At 64.0% G+C, this 12562-nt stretch carries 12 protein-coding genes; 6 read left to right on the top strand and 6 right to left on the bottom strand.

The window, feature by feature from the left end; translation table 11 throughout:
* Positions 1 to 732, top strand: coding sequence for an ABC transporter ATP-binding protein (locus AC4D2Q_RS00965; protein WP_400931540.1), 732 nt, complete (start codon positions 1 to 3; stop codon positions 730 to 732).
* A gap of 80 nt (positions 733 to 812) precedes the next feature.
* The gene (locus AC4D2Q_RS00960; protein ID WP_490944293.1) at positions 813 to 2783 is read left to right on the top strand and encodes a DUF6541 family protein; all 1971 of its coding nucleotides are present in this window, start codon (positions 813 to 815) and stop codon (positions 2781 to 2783) included.
* Positions 2784 to 2825: 42 nt separating this feature from the next.
* On the opposite strand, the gene AC4D2Q_RS00955 is transcribed toward AC4D2Q_RS00960, so the two are convergent.
* Complete coding sequence (locus AC4D2Q_RS00955; RefSeq protein WP_490944291.1) at positions 2826 to 4079, bottom strand: polysaccharide biosynthesis protein; 1254 nt, start codon at positions 4077 to 4079, stop codon at positions 2826 to 2828.
* Between the two features lie 173 nt (positions 4080 to 4252).
* Here AC4D2Q_RS00955 and AC4D2Q_RS00950 point away from each other — a divergent pair, with 173 nt between their 5' ends.
* The gene (locus AC4D2Q_RS00950; protein WP_490944288.1) at positions 4253 to 5158 is read left to right on the top strand and encodes a glycosyltransferase family 2 protein; all 906 of its coding nucleotides are present in this window, start codon (positions 4253 to 4255) and stop codon (positions 5156 to 5158) included.
* A gap of 66 nt (positions 5159 to 5224) precedes the next feature.
* Entirely contained in the window at positions 5225 to 6151 is a 927-nt protein-coding gene (locus AC4D2Q_RS00945; RefSeq protein WP_490926634.1) for a glycosyltransferase, read from the top strand.
* A gap of 6 nt (positions 6152 to 6157) precedes the next feature.
* Here AC4D2Q_RS00945 and AC4D2Q_RS00940 read toward each other — a convergent pair whose 3' ends face one another.
* Positions 6158 to 6937 (bottom strand): glycosyltransferase, encoded by a 780-nt coding sequence (locus tag AC4D2Q_RS00940; RefSeq protein ID WP_490944286.1) that lies wholly within the window; start codon positions 6935 to 6937, stop codon positions 6158 to 6160.
* A gap of 184 nt (positions 6938 to 7121) precedes the next feature.
* Between AC4D2Q_RS00940 and AC4D2Q_RS00935 the strand changes: the two genes are divergently transcribed.
* Positions 7122 to 8006: a glycosyltransferase family 2 protein gene (locus tag AC4D2Q_RS00935; protein WP_490944284.1), complete on the top strand. Its 885-nt coding sequence runs from the start codon at positions 7122 to 7124 to the stop codon at positions 8004 to 8006.
* Positions 8007 to 8111: 105 nt separating this feature from the next.
* Here the strand turns inward: AC4D2Q_RS00935 and AC4D2Q_RS00930 are convergent, their stop codons facing one another.
* The 4 genes from AC4D2Q_RS00930 to rfbB are packed head-to-tail and all read right to left on the bottom strand — an operon-like array spanning position 8112 to position 11631.
* Entirely contained in the window at positions 8112 to 8498 is a 387-nt protein-coding gene (locus AC4D2Q_RS00930) for a DUF2304 domain-containing protein (RefSeq protein WP_490944282.1), read from the bottom strand.
* Between the two features lie 5 nt (positions 8499 to 8503).
* Positions 8504 to 9169: a glycosyltransferase family 2 protein gene (locus tag AC4D2Q_RS00925; RefSeq protein ID WP_490926638.1), complete on the bottom strand. Its 666-nt coding sequence runs from the start codon at positions 9167 to 9169 to the stop codon at positions 8504 to 8506.
* Positions 9170 to 9176: 7 nt separating this feature from the next.
* On the bottom strand, positions 9177 to 10628 hold the full coding sequence (locus tag AC4D2Q_RS00920; protein ID WP_490944279.1) for a sugar nucleotide-binding protein: 1452 nt from the start codon (positions 10626 to 10628) through the stop codon (positions 9177 to 9179).
* A 4-nt stretch (positions 10629 to 10632) separates the two neighbouring features.
* The gene (gene rfbB / locus AC4D2Q_RS00915; RefSeq protein WP_490944278.1) at positions 10633 to 11631 is read right to left on the bottom strand and encodes a dTDP-glucose 4,6-dehydratase; all 999 of its coding nucleotides are present in this window, start codon (positions 11629 to 11631) and stop codon (positions 10633 to 10635) included.
* A 56-nt stretch (positions 11632 to 11687) separates the two neighbouring features.
* Between rfbB and rfbA the strand changes: the two genes are divergently transcribed.
* Positions 11688 to 12551, top strand: coding sequence for a glucose-1-phosphate thymidylyltransferase RfbA (gene rfbA, locus AC4D2Q_RS00910; protein WP_490926641.1), 864 nt, complete (start codon positions 11688 to 11690; stop codon positions 12549 to 12551).
* Positions 12552 to 12562 lie beyond the last annotated feature (11 nt).

The raw sequence follows: 12562 nt of genomic DNA, 5'->3' as shown, positions 1-12562 counted from the left end.
ATGGCAAACGCCATCGAAGTACATAACGTCAACAAGCAGTTTGTCCTGCGGCACACCCGTTCCATGAAGGAAGCCTTCGTGTGGCTGATCAAGGGCCGCAAGGGAGATTTGTCCGAGAAGTTCCATGCCCTCAAAGGCGTGTCCCTCGACGTCGAGCAGGGAGAGACCGTGGCACTGCTGGGCCTGAACGGGTCCGGCAAGTCCACCCTCCTCAAGCACATCTCCGGCGTCATGCGCCCCGACAGCGGAACCGTGGGGACACGCGGACGCGTGGCCGGACTGATTGAGGTGGGGGCGGGTTTCCACCACGATCTCAGCGGCCGCGACAACGTCTACCTCAACGGCGCCATCCTCGGGATGACGGAACAGGAAATCGACGAGAAGTTCGACTCGATCGTTGAATTTTCGGAAATTGGCCAGTTCATCGACACCGAGGTCAAGTTCTACTCCTCCGGCATGTACCTGCGCCTCGCCTTCTCTGTTGCGGTCCACACGGACCCGGACATCTTCCTGGTGGATGAAATCCTGGCCGTCGGCGACGAGCCCTTCCAAAAGAAGTGCATCGACAAGATCAAGGAACTGGCCGGCGAGGGCAAGACACTCGTGGTGGTGAGCCATGACCTGGATCTGGTGTCACGGATCTGCGAGCGGGGTGTCCTGCTGGAGCACGGCCAGATTGTCATGGACGCATCAGTTACCGACGTGGTTGGCAGGATGCGCGGCGATTCGTAGGCTTTCTCGCCCGCTTACAGACACCATATGACTTACCCGCTGCAACGTGCGGTGTGGACCACAGCACCGGAAGGAAGACCGTGACCTGGATTTCCGTCACGCCACAGATACTCACCGCGATAGGCGTCATCATGGCGCCGGGAGCGCTGCTGGCCTTCGCCGGATTCCGTCTCCGGTGGCTGGCAGCCCTGGCCATATCACCGGTCCTGTCCGTCTCGCTGATCTCGGTAGCGGCCGTGGTGGCCGATGTGGCAGGGGTGGGCTGGTCCCTGGTTCCGGTTGCCCTGCTCACGGTGCTGGCCACGGCTGTGGCGGCGGTACTGCGGCTTTGGTGGGGCAGGCGGCATGATCGGGACATCTTGACGACGGCAACCGATCCGACAATCCACGTGGTGGAGGCTGTTGCCGTGGTGGGCGCTGCAGCCCTGATTGGGCGGCGCCTGCTCTTTGCCTTCGGTGCACCCGAGAACATCTCGCAGACTTTCGACAACATCTTCCACCTCAACGCGATCCGCTATATCGCGGAAACCGGCTCCGCGTCGTCGTTCAGCCTTGGCGGGATGACCGGCATCGGTTTCTATCCCTCGGGCTGGCACGGGATTGTTTCCCTCGTCAATTCCCTCGCCTCCACGTCCATCCCGGTCAGCGTCAACTCCGTTAACCTTGTGATCGGCGCGTTGGTGTGGCCGCTTGGCTGCATCTTCCTGGTTCAGCAGATCGCCGGCCGGAAAGCCGTGCCCACGCTAATCGCAGGGGTCCTGTCCGGTGCATTCGGCGCGTTCCCGCTGCTGCTGGTGAACTTCGGAGTCCTCTACCCCAACTTCCTCGGGGTCAGCCTGATTCCTGCCGTGCTGGGGGTTCTGCTCAGCGTCCTTGGACTGGCCCGGCGCAATATTTCCCTTCCCCTGGCCTGGCTTCTTCTGATCGCCCTGCTTCCCGGCCTGGGCCTGGGGCATCCGAGTGCCTTCCTGGCCGTTACCGCCTTCTCGGTTCCTCTGGTCCTGGCCGCTGTCATCCGCCGGGTCGGGATCGAGTACTCCCAGTCGCGGGCCGTGCGGGCATGGCTCTACATCCTGGTCTTCGTGCTGTACGCCGTCGGCGTGGTGATGCTGTGGAATGCAGTCCGGCCGGAGGATGACACGCTGATCTGGCTGCCGTACCAGACCCAGGCACAGGCCATGGGTGAGGTTCTGGCCAGTGCCCCGCTGCGCACTGCAGTCTCCTGGGGCGTCTTCGTGCTCACGCTGTTTGGATTCGCCGCATTGATTCTTCGCCGGGCTCCCTGGTGGACCGCGGGGATCTACGCCGTCGGCGGATTCCTCTACGTCGTGGCCACCGGTGCGCCGGACGGGGATTTCCGTGACCTCATCACCGGCGGGTGGTACACGGACACGAACCGGCTGGCTGCACTCCTTCCGGTCGTGATTCTCCCCGTGGCAGCCCTGGGCGGCACACTCATCATCGAAGGCCTGAACAAGGCGCTGTGGCGCCCCGCCATGGAGCGGATGGCTGCCCGCGGCTTGCGCGCGGACATGATGCGCGGCGCCACTGCTGCTGCAGTGGTGGTGCTGATGCTTGTAGCCACCGCGGCCACGCAGTCGGAAAACCTCCGCGCCGAGGCCCGGTCCGCCGCGGGCAATTACCGTCTCAGCGAGGAATCGCCCCTCGTGTCACAGGATGAGTACGAGCTGATGGAGCGGCTGGACGACGAGATTGAGGAAGGTGCCCGGCTGGTCGGAAATCCGTGGACCGGGAGTTCATTGGTCTACGCACTTGCCGGCTTTGAGCCGATGCAGCTTCACACCATCGCCGCTCTGGCTCCCGAGGAAGTCGAAATCTACTCGAACCTGCGCAATGCCCTGACGGATCCTGAGGTGTGCCCCGCCGTCGAAGCAGAGCAGGTTGACTACGTCCTGGACTTCGGCGACCAGGAAGTCCACGGCCGCACCCACCCCTACCCGGGCCTGGAAGACCTCGAATCCAGCGGGGTGGTGGAGCTCGTCGACAGCGAGGGTGACGCGAAGCTCTACCGGATCACGGCCTGCGGCTAAGGCCGGAGCAAACCGCCAAGCGGTCTGTCCGGACGGCCGGGCTCAGGAGGCTGCGACCTCGGCGTTCCTGGCAGCCCGCCGGAAGTGGCTGAAGACGACGCGGAGCTGGTAGACGGCAACTGCCAGCTCCGACACTGCCACGGCCCAGGCAACAGCAGAAACTCCCACCGTCAGAGCGCCCGCACAGATCAGCGGAATGCCGATGGCGGCACCCAGCACGGTGGAGGCCGCCAGGGCCTTTCCTTCCCCGATGGGGATCAGGCAGGCGAGCCCCACAACCTGCGAGACCGCGACGGCGCCAAAGACCACTCCCATGGGCACGCTGAGGTCGAAGCCAACCTGGATTTCCCCCTGTGAGAGCAGACGGCTGGCCCAGGGGATGCACAGCGCCATCACTACGGCCCCGAGCGCTGCGGCGAACGGGGCCAGCTTGGCGGCCAGGAGAACGCGGGCATTCTGGCGTGCCTTATCCGGACTGGCGATGGACCCTTGGAGCACCTGGACCACCGGTCCCACCGCAGTCAGTCCGTACTTAAAGAACTTCTCGGACATCGCGTACAGCGACAAGGAACCCGGCAGAATTGCGGCCACCACCATTAGCGGCGTACTCACGTACAGGCTGGACGTGGCGGCTGTGACGACGGCGTGCCGCTGGCCCTGCAGGCGGCGGGCCGCACTGCGGAGGTTGAAGTTGAAGGATGGGGCCACGGCTGACCGCGTCCGGATCAGCACCCCGCTCACCACTACCGCGGCAAGGTTCAGAGCCAGCTGGATCCACAGATAGACATAGACGTTGCCCGTGACAGTGAGGCCGATCAGCCCAAACACCGTTCCCAGCGTGACGGGAAGCGTGTCAAAAAACAGCAGCCGTCCGGGACGGGCATCTCCAACGAAAAACCAGGACGCCCCCAGGAAGGGAAGCAGGTAGGCCATGCAGGCGAGCACAGCCACCGGCTTGTCATAATGGGCAATCAGCCAGACAACCAGCGCAGCCACCGGCGCCGCCGCGCAGAACAGGTACAGGCGGCTGACGAGTGAATCCATGTACATTTGAGGCCGCCGTTCGGCCGGCATGCCAGCCACCATGGCCGGTCCGGTGGTGCCCCAGCCGAAGGAGACCAAGACGCCGAAGAGCAGGGCCGTGGACTGTCCGAGAGCTATGACACCCCAGGTTTTGTCACCGGTGTTGGCGATTACCACAGGTATGGCCAGGACTCCCACCACGGTGGTGATCACCACGGAAGCGCCGAAGGCCCCCAATCGGCGGAGGTGCGGCAGAATCGTGCGCTGACCCAAGAATGTCCTCCGTAACAGGGGCGACGGTAAGCGGCGGATCGATTCCGGTGCTTGGTCCCGTCCAAGATTCTAACTCAGGGCCATGTTCGGGTTGATATCATCGTGGTAGCGCAGCCCGCTCTCAGTATGCCTTCCGGCGCCTGGCGGGGGCATCCTCCGAAGATGGGAACTCTTTGTCTGTAGCAGCAGTTGTTGTCTCGTATAACCGCGTGGACCTGCTCCGCAAGTGTCTTTCGGCGCTTGCGTCCCAGGACCGGAAACCGGACGAGATTATGCTCGTTGACAACGGTTCCACCGACGGCAGTGTTGCCATGGTGCGTGACGAGTTCCCTGACGTCACGGTCTTTGAGACAGGCGCCAACCTGGGCGGTGCCGGGGGCTTCGCCTGGGGCATTGAGCATGCGATAGCAGCCGGACATGATGCGGCCTGGCTCATGGACGACGACGCCGAACCGCTTCCCGGCAGCCTGCGGCCGTTGGCCGAGGCCATGGAAAATGCACCCGAACGTCCGGGATTCGTTACGTCGCTGGTGGTCAACCCCCAGGGGGAGCCGAACAACGGACACCTGCCCGACCTCTCCACGGACCCGGTCCGCCAGTTGAAGGCGCATTCCCTCGGCGGCATTGCCGTGAACAGCGCCAGTTTTGTCGGCGTGCTGATCGACCTCAAGGCCGCCGCCGGAATGCCGCTGCCCTATGCCGACTTCTTCATCTGGTTTGATGATGCCGAATACACGCGGCGGCTGAACCGCGGTGCGTACGGGATGGTTCTTCCGGACAGCCGCATCCTCCATCCGGAGAAGCAAAACCAGGCGGACATGGCCGGACGGCTGTTCTACTACCTCCGCAACAACCTGTGGCTCCGGCGCCTGGACCCGGCGCCGCGGACCCTGCTGCAAAACCCGGTCCGGTGGGGAGCGGGAATGGCCGTCCTCGCGCTGCGGCAGGGCGTGCAGGCCCAGGACCGCTCCCTGTGGCTGCGCTGCGCCGCCAAGGGGCTGTATGAGGGGCTCGCACGCACCCCGCGGACCATCTGGCCCGGCCAGCTGCGGTCCGGGACCGTGCAGCTGGGCAAATAAGCAGCGCAGGCCCGTGCGGACTTTCCGCCGATCAGCTCCGACCCGTTCCAACCAAAGGTGTACAGCATGACCCATTCCCATCGCGTTGCCGCGGTGATTTCCGCCTTCAACCCGCCCTCGGACCTGGTTGAAAAGGTTCAGCGGCTCGCTGCCCAGGTGGAACGCGTCATTGTTGTTGATGACGGATCACCCGCCGCAGACCCCGCCGTCTACGAGGCGCTGGAAGCCGCGGGCGCCGTCGTCCTCAAACAGGGGGAGAACAGCGGAATCGCTGCCGCCCTCAACGCAGGCATCCGTTATGCGGCCGATTCCTCGCCGGACTTCTATCTGACCCTGGACCAGGACTCCGAGCTTGACCCGGGCTACGTTGCCCTGGCACTGGAGGCCTTCGACAAGGCGACGGCACAGGGCGTGCCTGTGGGCATGGTCTGCGCCGAGTCCCACAACCAGCTGCCGGTCATGGTGCAGAAGGCAGGCGTTGAGCATCCGGAGGCCTTTGATCCGATGCAGTCGGGCACCCTGATTCCGGCTGCCACTTTCGATGCCGCCGGGCTGCTGGAGGAGGATCTGTTCATCGACTGCGTGGACTCCGAGTTCACTGCCCGCATCCGGGACCTCGGGCTCAAGGCCATTGTGGCGCCCGGATGCAACATCACCCACGCTGTCGGAGAGGCCCGGCCCATGCGTCTGGGCACCTGGCACGTCACGGTGGGCGGGCAGAAACGCTTTGTCCACTCCCATGCGCCCTTCCGCGTCTACTACATCACCCGCAACGGATTGGTGATGTACAAGCGCTACCTGACCAAACAGCCGGTGTGGGTCCTGCGCCGGATCGGCCTCGAGGTGGTGTTCTACGGTGTGCGCGTGGTGTACGGGCCGCACCGTGCCCGTCAGGTCGCCGCCATTGTGCTCGGTGTCCGTGATGCCCTGACCGGCCGGATGGGCCGGATCAGCGCCCGGGACGCCGCGCTCGTGACGCCCCGGAAGAAGTAAACCGCCTTAGGACCCTGCGGCAGCCGATTTCCCGCGCTGAATCCGCTTCAAAGCCACAAAGAAGGCCCGCGCCAGCATGATCCTCGCCCGCAGGATCTGCGATAGGCTGCGGGCCTTTTTGGGTGTGGTGTTGTTCTCGTGCAGGCGGCGGTTCAGCGTGTTCTGCTCCAAATGCACCATGGATCCCTTGAGGTTGCCGGCGAGGGCAATCCACTGGTCATGGGTCTCCACCAGGAACGAGGGGAACGGCAGGATCAGGTTCCGGGCCGAGCCGCGGAACGCCATGGCGCAGCCGTAGTAGGGGCGCACTCCGATCCACAGCGCCAGCAGATTGGCCCACCGCCGGGAACTGTCCGAACTGCGCAGCCGGATCGACTCAATCCGGCGCGGTGCCTGCCCGAAGTAACCGAAGTTGCTGGCAACGACGTCGGCCTGCCCAAGTGCCGCAACCATGGCATCAACGCGGCCGGGAAGCCACACATCGTCCTGGTCCGAAAGGAAAACAAACTCGCCGGTGCTCGCAGTCAGGGCTGCTTCGAAGGTCTTCACATAGCCCCGGTTCACGGCGGAGCGGATGAGCCGGATACGCGGATCACCGATGGCTTCAACTGTGTCAACGGTGTTATCCGTGGACGCGTCGTCCACAATCACCAGCTCGTCTCCGGCCTGCAGCTGCGGCAGGATTGACGCGATCTGCTCCGCTATATGCGCGGACCCGTTGTAGCTGGCCATGCAGACACTGACCTGGCCGCGGCTGGGGGAGGAAGGGTGGACGCTGGTGTTCATTCTTATCCTGGTGGGTCTTTGGTATGGGCTGGAGTGCCGGATCCAGCATACCGGCTGGCCTGTTTCGACTTAGCGGCATGCCCTCCCTATAGTGGAGGTTGATCCCCTCCCTCTGGTCGCCCACTGATTGCGGCGCCGTCCGTCGGCTATGCCTGCCGTCGCAAAGAAGTGAAAGAAGCAACCCGTGACTGCCGTAGATGTTATGTTCCCGTACTACGGGGACGTGGAACTGATGAAGCAAGCCGCCCGAAGCGTTATGGGCCAGCAGCACCAGGACTGGCGCCTGGTTGTCATCGACGACGGCTATCCCGATCCGGAACCCGCACGCTGGTTCGCGGAAATCGAGGACCCCCGCGTCAGTTACCAGCGCAACGAGAAGAACCTCGGAGCCAACGGCAACTACCGCAAGGCCGTTGACCTCATTGAGGCGCCCATTGCGGTCATGATGGGAGCGGATGACATTATGCTCCCCAACTACCTCACCTCCGTGGTGGAGTCCTTTGCCGAGTTCCCGCAGGCAGACGCTGTCCAGCCGGGCGTTCAGGTCATTGACGAACTGAGCCGGGTCACGGCCCCGTTGGGTGACCGGGTGAAGCGGGTTGCCCTTCCCCGGGGCAACGAGCGGCGCATCCTGGGCGGAGAAGACCTGGCGACGAGCCTGCTGCGGGCCGGCTGGCATTATTTCCCGTCCATCGCCTGGAAGTCCGAGACCATCAAGCGAATCGGTTTCCGTACAGAATTCGACGTCGTCCAGGACCTCGCGCTGTTGCTGGACATTGCTGCCGCCAGCGGTTCCCTGGTGCTGACCCCGGAGCTGGCGTTCCTCTACCGCCGTCATTCCGGCTCGGATTCGTCCGTCCGGGCCTTCGACGGCCGGCGCTTTGACGAGGAGCGTCGCTTCTTCGAGGGTGAGGCCACCCGCTTTGAGCAGATCGGCTGGACCCGGGCGGCCCGCGCAGCGCGGCTGCACGCCACCTCCCGCCTCAACGCGGCCGCGTTGATTGCCCGCTCCGCCGTCGGCGGCAAGTTTGGCTACATCCCCAAGCTGGCAAAGCACGTGGTCGGCTAGTCTTTCCCCAAGAAAAAAGTGGAGCGGACCCGTCAGGGGTCCGCTCCACTTTTTTGTATCCGCCCTTGCCCCCGCCGGCGTGTGCAGGCGCGAAGCGGGGGAAGACTACTGCTGGAGACCGTCGGTGCTCTGGTCATCCGGGGTGTGCTTGGCCAGCCACGGCTTGGGCGCTTCATCCAGGGCAATGCGCCGGGACAGCGAGGTGATGGACGTTTCCATGTTGCGGAAACGCTGGTATGTCGTGGCCATGAACACGAAAAAGCTGACGATGGTCGCGTACAGCACCAGGTCGGTGCCGCGCCCGATCCCGAGGAACCCCGCAAACCGGGTCAGCACATCCGGGAAGAAGATGGACAGTGCAGCCGCCACGGCGAAGATCATCAGCATGATGCGGCGTACCGCCAGGTGCTTGGCGTTTACGCCGCCGCGCATCAGGACCAGGGAAACCAGGATGACGGCGAAAACGAGCGCAATCTGGACGATGAGTAGCAATTAGGTCACCTAAGGAAGAGTTCGGCCAAAATGTTCACGGAGTTGAGCAGCGACTGGCCCTTGGACTTGGAGTAGTCGGTATAGATGATCTCGACCGGGTGCTCCACCCAGCGGGGCCGGATGGTTGCCAGCTGGTTGACCAGTTCGGAGGCGTGGGCCATCCGGTTCTGCGTCAGGTGAAGTTTCGAGACGACGTCGCGGTTAAGTGCCCTCAACCCGTTGTGGGCATCCGTCAGGTTCATGCCGGTTGCCATCCGGGACTGAATGGCAGCTGTCTTCAGGACAAGGCGTTTCTGCGGCGAGAGCTTGGTCCGGTCATCCAGGAACCTCGACCCCAGGACTGCCTCGGCTTCGCCCGAGTTGATGCGGGCAACCATGTCAACGGCATCAACCACCCGGTGCTGCCCGTCCGCGTCGAACGTGACAATGCTCGTCATGTTGGGATCCTGGAGAGCGTACTCCATGCCGGTCTGCAGTGCGGCGCCCTGGCCCAGGTTTATGGGGTGCTGCACCACCACTGCACCGGCCGCGCGGGCCACTGCCTGGGAGCCGTCACGGCTGCCGTCGTCCACGCAAACAACGTTGGGGAACACCCGCCGAAGGTCCTGAATGACAGAGCCGACAACTGTCGCTTCGTTGTACATCGGGATAACAATCCATGTGGTGCTCACCGTGCCATTATCCCATACCGCGTGCGGCGGAACTTTTGCCGGCAGTGGCGGAGCCCGCCAAATAGGCGGCCAGCCGGTCCGCGGCGTTGGCCGGGGCAAAGCCCGCGGCTTTGATCTTGTCCAGCGGCAGCATGCTGTTCTGCGGCCGAGGGGCAGCCGCCTTGCCGGCAAAATACTGCTCCGTGCTGACGCCGGTGACAGCGTCCGCCGGGCGTCCGGAGAGTTCGTAGACCCGGCGCGCTATGTCCGCCCATGAGGCGGGTTCGCCGTCGTTGGTCAGGTTGTACGTTCCGTAGGGTGCCCGGGATTCGAGCAGATGCCGGATACCCGCCGCGATGTCTTCGGTGAAGGTCAGCCGGCCGATCTGGTCATCCACCACTGCGGGTTGAACGCCGCGCCCTGCCAGCGACGCCATGGTCCGGACAAAGTTGTTGCCCTCACCGATGACCCAGGAGGTGCGCACGATGTAGTGGGCCGGAACCGCGGCAACCACCGCATCGCCGGCGGCCTTGGTCTGCCCGTAGACGCCCAGCGGCGAGAAGGGTTCGTCCTCGGGATGCTCGGCGGCGGTGCCGTCAAAGACGTAGTCCGAGGAGACGTGGACCAGGGTGATCCGGTGTTCGGCCGCGGTGCGGGCCAGGTTAGCCACTGCGCTGACGTTAATGGCCCACGCGGCGGCCCTGCCGGCGGGGGACTCGGCGTCGTCCACTGCCGTATAGGCGGCGGCGTTGATGATCGTGGAGTAGTTCTTCCAGTTCCGTCCGGCCAGAGCTGCGGGGTCCGTCAGGTCCAGGTCTGCGCGGGTGGCGAACTCCACGTTCGCTTCGCCGTCGTATGCGGCGCGCAGCGCCCTGCCCAGCTGGCCGTCGGCACCCAGCACGAGGATTTTCTTCGGCGCCATGGGCACTACGTCGGCCAGCCGCGGATGGGCCCTGTCCTTGTCCGAGAGCTCGGCCCGGTCCAGGGGAATCGGCCAGTCAATGGCAGCGGTCTCGTCGGCCAGGTTCAGGAACGTGTACTGTCCCTGCGCATCGGCGCTCCAGTGGTCATTGACCAGGTACGTGTACGCAGTGTTGTCTTCCAGGGTCTGGAAGGCGTTGCCCACGCCGCGGGGAATGAAGATGGCCTGGCTGGGATCCAGTTCGGCGGTGAACACGGCACCGAAGGACGGGCCTTCGCGCAGGTCCACCCAGGCACCGAAGATGCGGCCGGTGGCCACCGAAATGTACTTGTCCCACGGCTCGGCATGGATGCCGCGGGTGGTGCCGGCGCTCTCGTTGAAGGAGATGTTGTTCTGCACCGGGCCGAAGTCCGGCAGGCCCAGGGCAAGCATCTTCTCGCGCTGCCAGTTCTCTTTGAACCAGCCGCGGTTGTCGCCGTGGACGGGGAGGTCATAAAGCACGACGCCGGGGATGGGCGTCGGGCGGGCAGCAAGGGGCTTGGAGAATTCCGGGGCCATGGCGTTACTGGCCCTGTTCCTTGTACTTGGCTTCCGTGCGGTCCTTCTGCGGCCGCCACCAGGCCTCGTTCGCGCGGTACCAGGCGATGGTGTCCTCGATGCCCTGGTCAAAGTTGGAGAACTCCGGCTCCCAGCCCAGTTCCGTGCGCAGCCGGGTGGAGTCAATGGCGTAGCGCATGTCATGTCCGGGCCGGTCAATGACCTGGTCATAGGCGTCCGCGGGCTGGCCCATGTGCTTGAGGATCAGTTCAACAACTTCCTTGTTGTTCTTTTCCCCGTCGGCACCGATCAGGTAGGTCTGGCCGATCTCGCCCTTTTCAATGATGCGCAGCACGGCCGAGGAGTGGTCGTTGGCGTGGATCCAGTCACGGACGTTCTCGCCGGCGCCGTAGAGCTTGGGCCGGACGCCGTCGATCACGTTGGTGATCTGGCGGGGAATGAACTTTTCCACGTGCTGGTACGGGCCGTAGTTGTTGGAGCAGTTGCTGATGGTGGCTTTCAGGCCGAAGGACCGCACCCAGGCGCGCACCAACAGGTCCGAACCGGCCTTGGTGGAGGAGTACGGGCTGGACGGGTTGTACGGGGTGGACTCGGTGAACCGTGCCGGGTCATCCAGTTCCAGGTCGCCGTAGACCTCGTCGGTGGAGATGTGGTGGAAGCGGGTGCCGTGCTTGCGGGCCGCTTCGATCAGCGTGTAAGTGCCGATGATGTTCGTGTCCAGGAACGGACGCGGGTCATGCAGGGAGTTGTCGTTGTGGGATTCCGCTGCGTAATGGACCACGACGTCCGTCTCCGCGACCAGGCGGTCCACCAGGGCGGCGTCGCAGATATCGCCTTCAACCAGGGTGAAGCGGTCTTCGGGAAGCCCCGCCAGCGATTCGCGGTTGCCCGCGTAGGTGAGTTTGTCCAGCACGGTGATGGAATAGTCAGTGCGCTCAAGGGCGTAGTGAACAAAGTTGGAGCCAATAAAGCCGGCGCCGCCGGTCACCAGGAGTTTCTGCATGTAGACCAACGTTACCGGATTTGCCGTGACACCACCGAGCCGGGATGATGAGGTGCATGCGCGGAATCATATTGGCAGGCGGCACGGGGTCCAGACTGCACCCGATCACTCTCGGGGTCAGCAAGCAGCTGGTTCCCGTCTATGACAAGCCAATGATCTATTATCCTTTGTCCACCCTCATCCTGGCGGGCATCAAGGACATCCTGATCATCACCACCCCCCACGACGCGGATCAGTTTGAGCGTCTGCTCGGGGACGGCAGCCAGTTCGGCATCAGCATCACCTACAAGCAGCAGCCTTCCCCCGACGGACTGGCGCAGGCCTTTGTCCTGGGCGCGGAGCACATCGGCAATGGGCCGGTGGCCCTGGTCCTGGGCGACAACATCTTCTACGGCCAGGGGATGGGTACCCAGCTGCGCCGGTTCTCGAATATCGACGGCGGTGCCGTGTTCGGTTACTGGGTCGCCGATCCCAGCGCGTACGGCGTGGTGGAGTTCGACCAGTCCGGGCGTGCCATCTCACTCGAGGAAAAGCCGGCAGCGCCCAAGAGCCACTATGCGGTTCCGGGCCTGTACTTCTATGACAATGACGTTGTGGAAATTGCCCGCAACCTGGAGCCTTCGCCCCGCGGCGAGCTGGAAATCACTGATGTGAACCGGATCTATCTGGAGAAGGGCAAGCTGCAGGTGGAGATCCTGCCGCGCGGAACGGCGTGGCTGGACACAGGCACGTTTGATTCCCTGAACGAAGCCTCGGACTTTATCCGCACGGTCCAGAAGCGACAGGGCCTGTCCATCGGCTGCCCCGAGGAAATCTCCTGGCGGCTGGGCAACATCACCGACGATGAACTGCGCCAGCGTGCCGAGCCTTTGATCAAGAGCGGCTACGGCCAGTACCTGATGGACCTGCTGAAGAAGTAGTACGGTGCCGG

It is taken from the genome of Arthrobacter sp. TJ-178 (assembly GCF_058269275.1).
This window is presented reverse-complemented; position numbering and strand designations above follow the sequence as displayed.